The sequence below is a fragment of the Luteibacter rhizovicinus DSM 16549 genome, from assembly GCF_001887595.1.
In the GTDB taxonomy this organism is placed as follows: domain Bacteria; phylum Pseudomonadota; class Gammaproteobacteria; order Xanthomonadales; family Rhodanobacteraceae; genus Luteibacter; species Luteibacter rhizovicinus.
In genome coordinates this window covers 3,408,197-3,422,756 of record NZ_CP017480.1, presented here as the reverse complement: position 1 = coordinate 3,422,756, position 14,560 = coordinate 3,408,197, and the positions used below count along the sequence as shown (strand labels likewise).

12 protein-coding genes are annotated in these 14,560 nt (G+C 66.3%); 1 reads left to right on the top strand and 11 read right to left on the bottom strand.

Annotation, left to right across the window (positions count from 1 at the left end):
• Positions 1 to 268 precede the first annotated feature (268 nt).
• The 10 genes from BJI69_RS15675 to asnB all read right to left on the bottom strand — a co-directional run bounded on the left by BJI69_RS15675 (position 269) and on the right by asnB (position 12,412).
• Complete coding sequence (locus BJI69_RS15675; RefSeq protein ID WP_046980795.1) at positions 269 to 907, bottom strand: FMN-binding negative transcriptional regulator; 639 nt, start codon at positions 905 to 907, stop codon at positions 269 to 271.
• Positions 907 to 1,995 (bottom strand): cell division protein ZipA, encoded by a 1,089-nt coding sequence (gene zipA / locus BJI69_RS15670; RefSeq protein WP_046980794.1) that lies wholly within the window; start codon positions 1,993 to 1,995, stop codon positions 907 to 909. Before zipA ends, BJI69_RS15675 begins: the two co-directional genes overlap by 1 nt.
• A 22-nt stretch (positions 1,996 to 2,017) precedes the next feature.
• Positions 2,018 to 5,518, bottom strand: a complete 3,501-nt coding sequence (smc, locus tag BJI69_RS15665; protein ID WP_046980793.1) for a chromosome segregation protein SMC — start codon at positions 5,516 to 5,518, stop codon at positions 2,018 to 2,020.
• Between the two features lie 146 nt (positions 5,519 to 5,664).
• Complete coding sequence (locus BJI69_RS15660) at positions 5,665 to 5,928, bottom strand: BolA family protein (RefSeq protein ID WP_046980792.1); 264 nt, start codon at positions 5,926 to 5,928, stop codon at positions 5,665 to 5,667.
• Complete coding sequence (locus tag BJI69_RS15655) at positions 5,925 to 6,224, bottom strand: YciI family protein (protein WP_046980791.1); 300 nt, start codon at positions 6,222 to 6,224, stop codon at positions 5,925 to 5,927. The genes BJI69_RS15660 and BJI69_RS15655 overlap by 4 nt, the downstream gene beginning before the upstream one ends.
• A 52-nt stretch (positions 6,225 to 6,276) precedes the next feature.
• Positions 6,277 to 7,011 carry a hypothetical protein gene (locus BJI69_RS15650; protein ID WP_046980790.1) on the bottom strand — a complete coding sequence of 245 codons (735 nt, stop codon included), beginning with the start codon at positions 7,009 to 7,011 and terminating at the stop codon, positions 6,277 to 6,279.
• Between the two features lie 49 nt (positions 7,012 to 7,060).
• Positions 7,061 to 7,756, bottom strand: a complete 696-nt coding sequence (locus BJI69_RS15645; protein WP_071925001.1) for a hypothetical protein — start codon at positions 7,754 to 7,756, stop codon at positions 7,061 to 7,063.
• 79 nt (positions 7,757 to 7,835) lie between these two features.
• Complete coding sequence (gene lysS / locus BJI69_RS15640) at positions 7,836 to 9,353, bottom strand: lysine--tRNA ligase (RefSeq protein WP_071925000.1); 1,518 nt, start codon at positions 9,351 to 9,353, stop codon at positions 7,836 to 7,838.
• A 57-nt stretch (positions 9,354 to 9,410) separates the two neighbouring features.
• A protein-coding gene (gene prfB / locus BJI69_RS15635; protein WP_125903080.1) for a peptide chain release factor 2 occupies positions 9,411 to 10,536 on the bottom strand; the annotation gives its coding sequence in 2 pieces (ribosomal slippage) (positions 9,411 to 10,460 and positions 10,462 to 10,536; 1,125 coding nt in all).
• A 205-nt stretch (positions 10,537 to 10,741) separates the two neighbouring features.
• On the bottom strand, positions 10,742 to 12,412 hold the full coding sequence (asnB, locus tag BJI69_RS15630) for an asparagine synthase B (protein WP_046977553.1): 1,671 nt from the start codon (positions 12,410 to 12,412) through the stop codon (positions 10,742 to 10,744).
• Between the two features lie 352 nt (positions 12,413 to 12,764).
• On the opposite strand from asnB, the gene BJI69_RS15625 reads away from it, so the two are divergent.
• The gene (locus tag BJI69_RS15625) at positions 12,765 to 13,193 is read left to right on the top strand and encodes a hypothetical protein (RefSeq protein ID WP_071924999.1); all 429 of its coding nucleotides are present in this window, start codon (positions 12,765 to 12,767) and stop codon (positions 13,191 to 13,193) included.
• Here BJI69_RS15625 and BJI69_RS15620 read toward each other — a convergent pair.
• Complete coding sequence (locus tag BJI69_RS15620; RefSeq protein WP_046977555.1) at positions 13,157 to 14,518, bottom strand: formimidoylglutamate deiminase; 1,362 nt, start codon at positions 14,516 to 14,518, stop codon at positions 13,157 to 13,159. The genes BJI69_RS15625 and BJI69_RS15620 overlap by 37 nt on opposite strands.
• Between the last annotated feature and the right edge of the window lie 42 nt (positions 14,519 to 14,560).

The following is a 14,560-nucleotide window of genomic DNA, read 5'->3' as shown; positions in this document are numbered from 1 at the left end:
CGGTGTGCTCGACCACACGCAGCGTCAGCGTTCGCTGCCGCGAGGGGCAAGGCCCTTGGGGCCGCATGAGCTGAGGGCGGCTCCGACCAGCTAACGGAGCGAGTGACCAGCTACCGCCCGCCTCGAAGAGCTGCGCCGGCGGCCCCAAGGGCCTTGCCCCTCGCGGCTTCCCCGCGGACACCCGCCTGTGGCGGCGCAAGCCGCTGGTCACATGAGTCGCGCAGCGGCTATCCCTTTCGCCGCTGAAGCGGCTCCCACACTATCCGCGTTAGCCCTTGGTGCTGTCGACCATAGCCCGCGCTATGGCCTGCTCGTCGTCGCCGGGACGTTCGGCGAGGAGTGTGGCTGCGCCGAGGCGGTCTTCGACCGGGCGGTTCTGGCCGAGCTTCCACTTGCCTTCGAGACGGTCGATGGGCAGACGGATGCCGATGATGGCGCGCAGGTTGGCCGCGACATAGTCGTCGGGGGCGTCATCGACCTTCCACGGCACGGGCTGCGAAGCAGCGCGCTCCGACTGGTCGGTGAGGCTCACCAGGTGGGCCCGAAGGCGCGCAGGATCGTCGTAGGTTTCCACGCGGCCATAGGCATGGACAGCGATGTAGTTCCAGGTCGGCACTTCGCGGTGATGCGTGGCCTTGCCCGGATAACCGTTCGGCGAGATGTAAGCGTGCGCGCCGGCGAAGATCGCCAACACCTCGCCGCCGTGACGGCCTGCATGATTATTGGGCCGGGCCACATGGGCGTAAAGCGTACCCAGCGGGCCCTCGTCCGGTACCAGCACGAACGGCAGGTGACTCGCCTCGATGCCGCCCTCGCCTGCCGTGACCAGGGTACCGAAGGCGATCGAACGGATCGCCTCGTGCAGGACGGGCAGGCGCGACTCGACGAAGGTCTTCGGTGTGTACATTACTGGCCGAACTTGATCTCTTCGCCTTCGTGCCCGCGGTCCCAACCGCGCAGTTCGTCGCGGATATGCGCGATGCGCTGCCGACCGAGCGCGTTGCGCTCCTCGTCCAGGACCAGGCCGTCGAGCAGTTCGGCCAGGCGCTGCGCGGTCGGCAGCATGGCGTCCCAGGCATCCAGCGCCGGTGCCGGACCCGGCAGCGCCATGAAGAACGACAGGCCCGAGGTCTGCAGCGTGGCGATGCGCCCCATGTCGAAGTTGCCGGGCTTGGTCAGGTTGGCCACGCTGAAGATCGGACCCTGTTCCGGATGACCGTCGACCAGCCGGTGATAGATCCCCATGTCGCCGAATTCGAGGCCAGCCTTTTCCGCGGCGACGACCAGGTCGGAGCCATGGAACTTGCTCCCTTCGCGCGCGACGACGTAGAGGCTGACGATGCGCTCGACCGGCGCGTGCGACGGACGCCGCCCCAGGTCCGAACGCGGCGGCGCCTTCGGCGGCGCGGCAGGTGCCGGAGCCGGAGCCGGAGCCGGCGTGGGCGCCGGTGCGGCCGGCCGGGCGACCGGCGCAGGTGCCGCGGCAACCGGCTCGTCGAGGTCGAACGGGAGATCGAAGCGTGGTTCGACGCGCTGCTGTGGCGAATGCGGCGGCGCGACCGGCGCAGCGGATTCGTCGCGAGCCTGCGGCGGATGGATGGCCCCGCGATCGCCGGACAGCGAAGCGCCCAGGCGCTCCAGCTCGGCGCGCAGGTCCACGTCCAGCTCGCCCTGTTTGGGCGACGGACGGAACAGCGGATCGTTGGCCTCGTCGTCGCGGGCGCTGAATTCACGGTCGCCGCGCGTGTCGTAGGAGCGATCGTCCCGGGCGCTGAAGGATTCACCGCCGTCGCCGACTTCTTCACCCTCGTCGTTGAAGACGGGCTCGCGGCGCTCGCGCGAACGCTCCTGCGCCTCCGGCACGGGTTTGCGACGGCCCTGCTGTTCCTTGCGCGGCTGGCCAAACAGCCAGATGAGCACAAGGACGACGATGCCGACGAAAAGCATCGGGATGCCTACGGCGGGGTTCCAGGCGAGGCCGATGACGGGATGCATGCTTCGATTCCTTGTTTAGTGCTTAAGCCACGCCGACGAGCTTGGACGCTTCGGCGAGGTCGACCTGAACCAGGCGGGACACGCCCGGCTCACGCATGGTAACGCCGCACAGCTGGTACGCGGCCTCCATGGTGGCCTTGTTGTGGCTGACAAAAATGAACTGCACCTTCTCGCTCATCTCACGGACCATGGCCGAGAAGCGGCCGACGTTGGCTTCGTCCAGCGGTGCGTCCACCTCGTCCAGCAGGCAGAACGGTGCAGGATTGAGGCCGAAGATGGCAAAGACCAGCGACACGGCGGTGAGCGCTTTCTCGCCGCCGGACAACAGCGTGATGTTGCTGACACGTTTGCCCGGCGGGCGCGCCATGATCGCCACGCCGGTGTCGAGCAGGTCGTCGCCGGTGAGTTCGAGGTACGCGTGCCCGCCGCCGAACAGGCGCGGGAAGAGTTCCTGCACACCCGCGTTCACGCGATCGAAAGTCTCCTTGAAGCGCTGACGGGTCTCGCGGTCGATCTTCTTGATCGCGCCCTCGAGCGTTTCCATGGCGCTGACCAGATCGGCCAGCTGCGCATCGAGGTATTCCTTGCGCTGCGACTGCTCGGCGTGTTCCTGGATCGCTGCGAGGTTGACTGGTTCGAGGCGGGCGATCTTCTGCGACAGGTCGACGAGCTGCTGTTGCCAGCGCTCGGGCTCGGCATCTTCGGCCAGTTCGGTCAGCAGGGCTTCCAGCTCGAGGCCGGAGGCCTTGATCGCCTGGGCCAGCTGTTCGGCGCGAAGCTGCAGGGCCTGGGCCGCCAGACGTTTCTCGGAGACGTTCTCGCGTACCTGGTTGAGGACGTGTTCGGTGCGCTGCCTTTCCTGCTCGAGACGGCGGAATTCGGCGTCGCAGTCTTCGAGGGCGCGGCGCGCTTCGACCAACTGCTTGTCGACCAGCAGGCGCTGGTCGAGATAGGTCTGCCGCTCTTCCTCGAGTTCGGCGATGGGGTCGGAGCCGGCGGCCAGCTGCTGGTCGATCTCGTCGCGGCGCGCAGTGACCTGGCGCAACTGGGTGTCGAGACGGGCCAGTGCCTGCTCGAGTGAGGTAAGCGCTGCCCGCTTGGACTCCATGCCCAGGGCGAGCTGGTGCGACTGATCGGCCGCTTCGCGTGCATTGATGCGCGCTTCCTCGCGCGCTTCGAGCAGTTCGCGACGCTCGTTCTCCAGGCCACGGCGCTCGTCTTCGCGGTCGCCCATGAGGCCGACCGCCTCGTCCAGGCGCGAGCGCGCATCACGCGTCTGGCCGGCGAGTTCATCCACCTGCTCGAGAATGACGCTGATCTCGCCACCGACTTTTTCGGCGCGGGCGCGAGCGGTTTCCATCTTCCCGCGGTGGCTTTGCAGCTGGCCGGCCAGTTCGGAAAGCCGGCGGTGGGCCGCGTAGAGGTCCCGCTGGGCGTCATCGCGCTGACGTTCGGTCTCGAACTTGCGCGTGCGCAGGGTTTCGAGCTGTTCGGTCCACTCTTCGCTGGAAGCCTCCAGCGTTTCGATCTGCTCGGCGAGCTGGCGGATGTCGCGCTCACGGGCGAGCACGCCGACCTGGTTGCCCTGCGCGCGCAGCACGCGCGCCCAACCCGGGCCCATCCAGGCGCCGTCACGCGTGATTACCGACTGGTGTGCGGCGAGCGCCGAAACGCGCGCCGCCGCATCCTCGACGGAGTCGGCCAGGAAGACATTGCCCAGCAGCGCCATCGCAGCGACCGGGCCACGCACGTAGGCAGCCAGCGTGCCGGCTGCACCGGGGCCGACCTGCTCTTTCGCGAACAGCGCCACATCGGCGTTGCCGAGGGCCTCGAATTCCGGGGTCAAAGCGCCGATGGCATCCACCAGCACGCCATCGAGCACGCCGGCGAGGACGGTTTCCACCGCGGACTCGTAGCCGGCATCGACCTGGAGCGACTCGCCGAGGCGGCGTGAGCGATCGAGGCCCAAACGGGCCAACCAGCCGCTCGCCGCGGTCTCTTCCTGGCCCAGCGCAGCGCTCTGCAGCGCTTCGAGCGAGGCCTGGCGGCCGCGCGCGGTCTGCAATTGCTGGCGGGCCTCGTTGAGCGACGACTGCACCTGGCGCTCTTCGTCGAGGACACGCTCGTACGACACCTTGTGCTGATCGAGCACGCCGCCGAGCGTTTCGACACGCTCGCGTTGCGTATCGTGTTCGATGTCGAGCTGTTCGGACGCCGCGTTGAGCGCGGCAACGTCGGTCGCGCGCTGCTCGGTTTCCAACGCTTCCTTACGGCGCGACAGGTCGACGGTCTGTCGATCCAGGTAGGCCAGCTTGGTCCGCTCGACTTCGGCGGCACGGCTCGATTCCGACGCGCCGCGGGTGTGCGCATCCCAGCGCTGCTGCCAGTCGGCCAGCTTGGTCTCGGTCGCACGCTGTGCTTCGCCGGTCTCGTCCTGGATCTGCTGCAGGGCTTCGAGCTTCGGCTCGCCTTCGGCCAGGGCCATGCGCAGGGTTTCCACCTGCTCGCGGTCGGCCGTGATGTGGCCCTGCAGTTCCTCGAACTCGCGCTCGGTGTCGGCGCGCGAGCGGGTGAGGCGCTCGCTGAGATCGCGGTTGTGGCGCACCTGCTGTTCGACGCGCGCGATCTCGGCGCCGACCTTGTAGACCTCGGCCTGGACCTGGTTCAGGTGCTCGCTGGCGCCCTGGTGACGCTCACGCACGGTTTCCAGCTGCGCTTCGATCTGGCGCTGGCCGGCAAGATGCTTGTCGATCTCCAGCTCGGCCTCACGCAGGCCCGAACCCTCGCCTTCGTGCTGGCGATGCAAGGTGCGATATTCGAGGGCGCGCAGCTCGGCTTCGCGATGGGTGTGCTCTTCCTTGAAAGCCTTCCAGCGCTCGGCCGCACGCGCCTGGCGGTTGAGGTGGTCGAGCTGCTTTTCCACCTCGTCGCGCACGTCGCGGACGCGGTCGAGGTTTTCACGCGTGGCCTTGATGCGGCTCTCGGTTTCCTTGCGGCGCTCCTTGTACTTGGAGATGCCGGCCGCTTCCTCGAGGTGGGTGCGCAGTTCTTCCGGCGCCGCCTCGATGATCTGGCTGATCATGCCCTGCTCGATGATCGAGTAGCTGCGCGGGCCCAGGCCCGTGCCGAGGAACAGGTCGGTGATGTCGCGGCGACGGCAGCGCGCGCCGTTGAGGTGATACGAGGACTGGCCGTCGCGGCTGACGATGCGCTTGACCGAGATTTCCGCGAAGCTCGCGTACTCGCCCTGGATCGTCCCGTCGCTGTTGTCGAAGATGAGCTCGACCGTGGCCTGACCCACCGGCTTACGCGCGCTGGAGCCGGAGAAGATCACGTCGGTGAGCGAATCGCCGCGCAGGCGACTGGCGGCGGACTCACCCATGACCCAGCGAATGGCGTCGATGATGTTCGACTTGCCGCAGCCGTTAGGGCCGACGACGCCGGTCATATTGGTGGGCAGGTGCAGCGTGGTGGGGTCGACGAACGACTTGAATCCCGCCAGCTTGATCGTGGTCAGACGCATTATGGTTTCCGTTGGGACGCGGCCGAGGGCTCCGTTCGGGAGCCACCCCCTGGCTGATCGGTCACTTTGCCAAAGGGGGGCGGGGTGCGCAATACGCGAAGCAGCATGAGGTTAAAGCGCTAACCCGTTGTTTTTCGGCCTAACGATCACTCACCGGGAGCTTTTGCCTCGATCGCGAGGGCGTGGATGCCGTCCGGCATCATGTCGCCCAGTGCAGCGTAGACCATGCGGTGCCGCTCGATCGGGTTTTTTCCGGCAAAGGCGGGACTGACGATGCGGGCGAAGAAATGGCCCTTCCCCTCGCCCGAATGGCCGGCATGCTTATGCCCCTCGTCGATCACGTCCAGCTCGAGCGGGGCCAGGGCCTCGGTCAGCAGCCGGCGGATGCGCTCGACTTTCTCGACTGTCACGGCAGGACGACCTTGAACGGACGAACGGTGACCTCGCGGTAAACGCCCGCGCCGATGTACGGATCGGCGTCTGCCCAGGCCTGGGCGGCCTCGAGGCTTTCGAACTCGGCCACGATCAGGCTGCCGGTGAAGCCGGCCTCACCCGGGTCCTCGGCGTCGATAGCCGGAAACGGGCCCGCCAGCTTAAGGCGGCCTTCTTCCTTGAGCGCCGAGAGCCGGGCCAGGTGCGCCGGACGCGAAGCGCGACGGCCTTCCAGGGAGTTCGGGTGATCGATACCGGTGATGGCGTAGAACATGGGTAGCTCCGCTCTGTAGACCGCGCATTGTATCGGCCGACGGGCGTCGACGTCAGTTCGGTTTTGCCGTCGTGGGAGCCGGCGCCCTGGCGTCGGCCCTGGCGTCGTCGCCCTCGGCCGGCTCCGCATCGACGGGATACAGAGCGAACGACTGGCAGCCGTCGAACGCATGGCTGAACGCGCGCATCGAATATTTGTTCAATGCCTGGCAACGGGGTCCTTTTACGCCGAGCGCGATCAGGTGCCCGATCTCCTGCGCGCCAGTGGGGGCGCCATTCATCGAATACAGCGAGGCCGTGCCGATCTGCTGGCCCGTCGCGGTCGAGAAGACCGCGAAGTCCAGCCATGTCGACACTTCTTTCTCCACCTTGCCGTACTGCTGCACGCCCGGCGTCCGGGTGCGCGAGGCGTAGGCCGGCATCAGGACGATCCGGTATCGGCTGCCGATCGCTGCTTCCGTGGCCTTGTCCGGCTCGACGGCGAATCGGTCAGCATCCTTGGAAGGGGCGTACTGCACGATCCGCACCTTGTCGAAAAGCGGTTCGAGCTCACGGGTCAGGATGAGGCCCATCGCTTCGCAGTTTCCGCGCCCGAACTCGAAGTCCTGGGCAGCGCGGCTGTCGAAAAGCCCGGTGTGTTCGTTCGGTGGACACGTCGGTAGATAGATGGTCGCCGGCGTCAGCGGCTGCTCCAGCGGCACCGGAGCCCGCTTGACGGCTTCGCCACATCCGGCGAGCAGGATCGAGGCGCCAACGAGCAGCGCGGCAAGCAACGAACGGTTTTGCATCGGGAATCCCTTCGGTGAGGCCATGGAATGGGTATACCTCGCGCCTGCGTCAGTTCGCTTTCGCAGGCTTGTTGTCCTTCGCGTCGTCGTCTTCATCCTCATCATCGTCGTCACGATGCGACGGATAGAGCATGAACGTCGTGCACTTCGGTTCGCCCAGGACGTGGAACGCGGTACGCGCCGAAAAGGAATTCAGCACTTCGCAACGAGGTCCGCGAACGCCCGCGATAATCGTCTCCGCCGCCTTCGTGGCGCCGGGCACGCCGCCGGGCGAGGCTTCGACCGTGGCCCAGCCGCGCGTACCGGTAGCGATATCGAGCACGGTGAACATCTCGGTCGCAGCGACGTAGGAAATACGGTCGGTTCGGATGCGAGACGATGAGGCGGGCCTGAGCACGATGCGGTAGCGGCTACCGTTCGACGCTTCCACGCTTGTATCCGGCTCGACGGGCTTGGGCGCCTTGAGGTCCACTTTATAGGCGACGAACTTCACCTTGCCATCCAGACCCTGGGCCTTCTCGACCAGCGCAGCGGCCATCGCGCGGCACGCGCTTTGGCCCATGGCACCGTCGGCCGCGTTCATGAAGCCGCTGAAGCCACCCTCGGAGGGACAATCCGGCACGTAGATGGTGGCCGGAAGCAGCGACTGCTCCAACGGAAACGGCGGCTTGATCACAGCCGGACCGCAGCCGGTGAGGAGAACCACAGCAAACGTGAGTAACGGCACCGCGAAGCGGAGGCGCATGACGAGTCCTTTCGATGATGGGACGGAAACCACCAGGCCACCCCACCCCGGGGCGGCCTGGCTACTTAACAGGCGCCCATCAGACCTCGGGGCGCATGGTCGGGAACAGCAGCACGTCGCGGATCGATGCCGAGCCGGTCAGCAGCATGACGAGGCGATCGATGCCGACGCCGAGACCGCCGGTCGGCGGCAGACCGACCTCGAGGGCGCGGATGTAATCGGCGTCGAAGTGCATGGCCTCGTCGTCACCGGCGTCTTTCGCGTCCACCTGGGCCTGGAAGCGCGCGGCCTGGTCTTCGGAGTCGTTGAGCTCGGAGAAGCCATTGGCGAGCTCCTTACCGTTGATGAACAGCTCGAAGCGGTCGGTGATGCCCTTGTCGGTGTCGCTTTCGCGCGCCAGCGGCGAGACTTCGACCGGGTGGTCGGTGATGAAAGTGGGCTGGATGAGCGTGTGCTCGACCGTCGCCTCGAACACTTCCAGCAGGAGCTTGCCCCAGCCGTAGCCCGGCTTCACGTGGATGCCGAGGCGCTTCGCGTGGGCAGCCATCGATGCACGATCACGGAGGTCGGCCGGCTTGATCTCGGGATTGAGTTCGAGGACGGCGTCTTCCATGCGCCAGCGACGGAAGGCCGGGGCGACATCGATCGTCGCGCCATCCCATTCGATCGTGGTGCTGCCGACCACATCGGCGGCTGCGGTGCGGATCATGCCTTCGGTGATGTCCATGATCTCGTGGTACGTGGCGTACGCCTGGTACAGCTCGAGCATGGTGAACTCGGGATTGTGCCGGGTGGACACGCCCTCGTTACGGAAATTGCGGTTGATCTCGTAGACACGGTCGAAGCCGCCGACGACCAGGCGCTTGAGGTAAAGCTCCGGCGCCACGCGCAGGAACAGCGGGATATCGAGCGCATTGTGGTGCGTGGTGAACGGACGCGCCGTGGCGCCACCCGGGATCACGTGCATCATCGGCGTTTCGACTTCCATGAAGCGACGCGGCTCGGCTTCGAGCCAGCGACGCACATGGCTGATGATCTTCGAACGCAGCGCGAAGGTACGGCGCGATTCTTCGGTGACGATCAGGTCGACATAGCGCTGGCGATAGCGCTGCTCGACATCGGCCAGACCGTGGTGCTTGTCCGGCAAGCCACGCAGCGACTTGGTCAGCAGGCGGATCGCATCGACCTTGACCGACAGTTCGCCGGTCTTGGTGCGCATCAGCACGCCTTCCGCGCCGACGATGTCACCGAGGTCCCAGCGCTTGAACGCGTCGTAGCCTTCCTCGCCCAGGGTGCCCTGGTGAACGAAGAGCTGGATGCGGCCGGTGCCGTCCTGCATCTGCACGAAGCTGACCTTGCCCTGCCCGCGCATCAGGATGATGCGACCGGCGACCGTCACGCGACGCGGCGTGCCCTCGATGGCTTCCGCCGTCCAGGCGTCCTTGTCGGCGAACTCGGCCTGCAGGTCACCCGCGAAGCTGTCCACCTTGAAGTCGTTCGGATAAGCGATGCCCTGCGCACGCAGCGATTTCAGTTTCTCGCGACGCTCGGCGATGAGGCGGTTTTCGTCGATCGGCGGCAGGTCATCATCGGTCATGGTGTGCTTCTGGCTTCATGGATAGAGAACGGGGGCGCCCATGCGCCCCCGGGAACATCAGGCATCGAGTCGCTTGGAGCCGGCCTCGAGGCCGGACTTCAGGCTGGCCTCGACGAATCCGTCGAGATCGCCGTCGAGCACCTTTTGCGTGTCGGTGCGTTCAAGGCCGGTGCGAAGATCCTTGATCCGCGACTGGTCGAGCACGTAGTTGCGGATCTGGCTGCCCCAGCCGATGTCGGACTTGGTCGCTTCCAGCGCATCACGCTCGACATTGCGCTTCTGCACTTCCAGCTCGTACAGCTTGGCTTTGAGCATCTTCATCGCGCGGTCGCGGTTGGCATGCTGGCTGCGTTCGGTCTGGCAGGCGACGACCGTGTTGGTCGGGACATGCGTGATACGCACGGCCGACTCGGTCTTGTTGACGTGCTGGCCGCCGGCGCCCGACGAACGGTACACGTCGGTACGCAGGTCCGCCGGGTTGATGTCGATCTCGATGTTGTCGTCGACTTCAGGCGAGACGAACACCGAGGTGAAGCTGGTGTGCCTGCGGTTGTCGGAGTCGAACGGGCTCTTGCGGACCAGGCGATGCACGCCGATCTCGGTCTTCAGCCAGCCATAGGCGTAGTCGCCTTCCACGCGGAAGGTGGCCGATTTGATGCCGGCAACATCGCCTGCGCTGACTTCCATCATCTCGGTCTTCCAGCCGCGCGATTCCGCCCAGCGCAGGTACATGCGCAGGAGGATTTCGGCCCAGTCCTGGGCTTCGGTGCCACCGGCACCGGCCTGGACATCGACGAAGGCGGCGGCGGAGTCGAGCTCGCCCGAGAACATGCGCTGGAATTCCAGCTTGCTCACGCGGGCGTCGATCTTGCCCAGATCGCCGACGATCGACTGCACGGTGTCGTCGTCGCCGTCGGCAGCGGCCATCTCGAGCAGTTCTTTCGAATCGGCCAGCGAGCCGGACATCTCGTCGATACCGGTGACGATGCCGTCGAGCTGCGAACGCTCGCGGCCCAGCTCCTGGGCGCGCTTGGGGTCATCCCATACCTTGGGATTCTCCAGCTCGCGGGTTACTTCTTCGAGGCGTTCTTTCTTGACGGCGTAGTCAAAGATACCCCCTAAGCGACTCGACGCGGCCCGTGAGGTCCGCAATCTGCGCGAGGATCGGATTGGTCTCGATCATGGTTGGCTTGCCTGCTGGTGCGGCGCGGGACGCGCCGGCTAAAGCGTCCAATCCTAACAAATCCCGCCATCCGCCGCACCGCAGCACACTGTGGGAGCCGACTTGTCGGCGAATGGGTGCTCGCGGCAGCCCGGCCCGCTGCCGCGGGATCGCCGATGAATCGGCTCCCACAATCGCCGATGAATCGGCTCCTACCCGAGCGGGGCTATGCCGGGAGTGCCTCCTGGTGAATACCGCGCACGGCACGCCCCGACGGATCGGCTGCTGCGGCAAAGGCCGGGTCCCACTCCAGCGCTGCCGGTGACGAGCAGGCGATCGACTTGCCGCCCGGCACGGTGGCCGCGCAGGCCTCGCCGGGGAAGTGCTTTTCGAACAGGGTCCGATAGAAGAACGCTTCCTTGGTCGCGGGGGTGTTGTGGGGGAACCGGGCGCCTGCCGCGGCGAACTCGCGGTCGGAGACCATCGCCTCGGCATGCGCCTTGAGTCCGTCGATCCAGCCGTAGCCCACCCCGTCGCTGAACTGCTCCTTCTGCCGCCAGAGGATTTCCTCGGGAAGCGCGCCCTCGAAGGCTTCGCGCAGGATGCCTTTCTCGATGCCCTTGCGCGCGACCATTTTCGACTCGGCGTCGAAGGCCATCGCGATGTCCAGGAACTCGGTATCCAGGAAGGGCACGCGCGCCTCGACCCCCCAGGCCGACATGGACTTGTTCGCGCGCAGGCAGTCGTAATAGTGCAGCGCATCCAGCTTGCGGATCGTCTCCTCGTGGAACGCGCGGGCCGAAGGCGCCTTGTGGAAATACAGGTAGCCGCCAAAAATCTCGTCCGAGCCCTCGCCGGACAGCACCATCTTCACGCCCATCGCCTTGATCCGCCGGGCAAGCAGGAACATCGGGGTGGAGGCGCGGATCGTGGTGACGTCGTAGGTTTCGATATGCCGGATGACTTCGGGCAAGGCGTCGAGGCCTTCGTCGAAGGTGTAACGGAAGCCGTGGTGCACGGTACCCAGAGCCTCGGCAGCGACCTCGGCGGCCTTGAGGTCGGGCGAGCCCTCCAGACCGATGGCGAACGAATGCAGCCGTGGCCACCAGGCCTCGCCGCGATCGTCTTCCTCGATGCGGCGCCGCGCAAAGCTCGCGGCAACGGCGGCGACCAGGGAGGAATCGAGGCCGCCGGAAAGGAGCACGCCATACGGCACGTCCGTCATCATCTGCCGATGCACGGCGGCTTCGAACGCGGCGCGCAGGTCCTTCGGCTCGATCGTTCGCCCCGCGGTGGCGTCGTAATCGCGCCATGCCGGCGTCCAGTAACGCACGGCCTCGCCCGTCTCGCTGTCGTAGACGTGGCCCGGCGGAAACGGCGCGACGTCGGCGCACACGCCGACCAGCGACTTCATCTCCGAGGCGACGCAGAGGCGCCCTGCCCGGTCGTGGCCCCAGTAGAGCGGGCACACACCGAGCGCATCGCGTGCGATCAGGAAGCGACGGCGACCGGCGTCCCAGAGCGCGAAGGCGAAGATGCCGCTGAGTTTGCCGAGGAACCCGGCGCCCTCGGCGCGGTAGAGGGCATTGATGACTTCGCAATCGGAACCCGTGGTGAAAGCGTACTCACTGGCGGCACGCAGTTCGCGGTGGTTGTAGATCTCGCCGTTCACCGCCAGCGCCAGATCGCCTTCAGGCGAACGAAGCGGCTGGGCACCGCTCGCCGGGTCGACGATGGCGAGGCGCTCGTGCACGAGGATCGCCCCCTGGTCGACGTAGACCCCGCTCCAGTCCGGACCGCGATGGCGCTGCCGCTGGGAAAGCTCCATTGCCTGCGTACGCAGGGCAATCAGGTCGTCGCCGGCCGCGAGGCCGAACATACCGAAGATCGAACACATGGCCTTGTCACTCCTGGTCGGTCACTGGAAATCGCTGATGGAAGCGGCGCAAAGAAAAAGGCCCGCCTGGTGAGGGCGGGCCTTTCGTGTGTGGGGTGCTTTCGCTGAAACCGCCTACACGCCGACCCTCCCGAGGTTCCGGGGATTATTGGTATTGGCGTTATTGGCGGTGAGGCGAGTCATGGGTCGAATAAAGCATGATTGGGAAGGTGATGCAAGCACCCATTCGCCGATGAATCGGCTCCCACAAGGAGCATCGCCGATGAATCGGCTCCTACCGGGCGGGCCGCGTTTGCTTGGTAGGAGCCGATTCATCGGCGATCCTTGCGAAGCCCTATGCGAAGGATCTCCCATGCATCCCCTCCTTGCCCTAGCGATGCTCTCGACCGCCCAGCCAGCACCTAACTGGCTCGCCGGCGACTGGGAGCCCTACAGCAATGCCTTCATCGGCCTGCACATGCTCAGCGTCGGCAAGAACACGCTGAGCTGGAAAGGCTGCGTCAACGCGGGTTTCGACATCGTCGATAGCAGCGACAACAGCGTGACGATACGACTGGCGAAAGGCAGCACGTGCGCGCTCGACGACGCGCCACCGACACGCATGGACACGGTCCGCTTCACCCTTCGCGAAAACCGCTGCGATCTGGGTGTCACCGTCTACGCCTCACCCGATGCAGCGAAGCGCAACGAACCTTCCGCCGAAGGTCTTTACGGCAAGTCGAAGTGCCCGTCAGGCCCTGCGTCTCAGGCCGCGGCCAACCTCTCGACCACGACGCGGTAGGCCTCGGCCGCCGACTGTTCGGCAGCGTGCGAGAAGTCGCGCACGCGCCACTGCCCGCCGACCATCACGTCGCGCACGAGCGGCGTGTTGCCGGCGAACAGGAAGCTGTCGATCACGTCGGCTTCGTCGCGCGCCGCGAGCAGCGGTGAACGATCGTCGAGCACGAGGAGATCGGCACGGGCTCCGTCCGCCAGCCGCGCGATATCCGTGGCGGCGGCAAGCGCGCCGCCTTCCAGGGCGCGCTGCCAGAGCGCCGTGCCCACGCTCTCTTCCGGTCGTCGCGCGGCCACGTTGCGATGACGCGTAATCAGGCGCTGGCCGTACTCGAGCCAGCGCAGTTCTTCCACCGGCGATACGGAAATATGCGAGTCCGAGCCGATGCCGAGCGTGCCGCCCGCATCGATGAAAGTGGCGAGCGGGAACAGTCCATCGCCGAGGTTCGCCTCCGTGGTCGGGCACAGGCCGGCAACAGCGCCGCTCCTGGCAAGGCGATCGGTTTCGTGCGGCGTGAGATGCGTGGCGTGGATGAGGGTCCAGCGCGAATTCACCTCGGCGTGGTCGAGAAGCCACTCGACCGGGCGGGCGCCGCGCACGGCAAGGCAGTCCTGCACTTCACCCAGCTGTTCGGCGATATGGATATGAATCGGCAGCTCACGGCATACGCCGCTGGCAAGCAGGGCGCGCATGGCATCTTCGGGTACCGCGCGCAGCGAGTGCAAAGCGATGCCCAGGCGCAGCATGTCGTTCTGCAACGGGGCGAGACGCTCGAGCAAGGCCACGTACTGGCCGACATCGTGACGGAAGCGCTGCTGGCGCTCGTTCAGCGGGCGGCCGTCGAAGCCACCTGTCATGTAGAGCACCGGCAGCAGGGTCAGGCCGATGCCGGCCTCCCTGGCCGCCTCGATCAGCGCCAGCGACATCGCCGCAGGCTCGGCGTAATGCACGCCACGCGGCCCGTGGTGCAGATAATGAAATTCACAGACCTGCGTGTAGCCCGCTTTCACCATCTCGATGTAGAGCTGGGTGGCGATCGCCTTGAGGTCGTCCGGATCGATCGCCTCGGCGAAGGCGTACATCGTCTCGCGCCAGGTCCAGAAGCTGTCTTCTCCAGGTCCGCGCCGCTCGGCCAGGCCGGCCATCGCCCGCTGGAAGGCGTGCGAGTGCAGATTGGGCATGCCCGGCAGAACGAAGCGGCCGACGCGTTCGCCGCCAGCCAGGCCGGACGCCGGAGCGAAACGCGCGCCGGAAACCGACAGGCCTGCCCCGCCCGCATGCCAGCTACCGTCCTGCCAGAGGAAATCCGCGGTCAAGGGGGTCGGTGACATGGGGGCTGTCCTGTGGGATCCAGCGGGCATGGTAACCGACGG

Bases quoted from the DNA above. Each gene is read 5' to 3' on its own strand.
- BJI69_RS15620 (WP_046977555.1), bottom strand. From the start codon at position 14,518: ATGTCACCGACCCCCTTGACCGCGGATTTCCTCTGGCAGGACGGTAGC.
- smc (WP_046980793.1), bottom strand. From the start codon at position 5,518: ATGCGTCTGACCACGATCAAGCTGGCGGGATTCAAGTCGTTCGTCGAC.
- lysS (WP_071925000.1), bottom strand. From the start codon at position 9,353: ATGACCGATGATGACCTGCCGCCGATCGACGAAAACCGCCTCATCGCC.
- asnB (WP_046977553.1), bottom strand. From the start codon at position 12,412: ATGTGTTCGATCTTCGGTATGTTCGGCCTCGCGGCCGGCGACGACCTG.
- BJI69_RS15675 (WP_046980795.1), bottom strand. From the start codon at position 907: ATGTACACACCGAAGACCTTCGTCGAGTCGCGCCTGCCCGTCCTGCAC.
- BJI69_RS15645 (WP_071925001.1), bottom strand. From the start codon at position 7,756: ATGCGCCTCCGCTTCGCGGTGCCGTTACTCACGTTTGCTGTGGTTCTC.
- BJI69_RS15625 (WP_071924999.1), top strand. From the start codon at position 12,765: ATGCATCCCCTCCTTGCCCTAGCGATGCTCTCGACCGCCCAGCCAGCA.
- BJI69_RS15655 (WP_046980791.1), bottom strand. From the start codon at position 6,224: ATGTTCTACGCCATCACCGGTATCGATCACCCGAACTCCCTGGAAGGC.
- zipA (WP_046980794.1), bottom strand. From the start codon at position 1,995: ATGCATCCCGTCATCGGCCTCGCCTGGAACCCCGCCGTAGGCATCCCG.
- BJI69_RS15650 (WP_046980790.1), bottom strand. From the start codon at position 7,011: ATGCAAAACCGTTCGTTGCTTGCCGCGCTGCTCGTTGGCGCCTCGATC.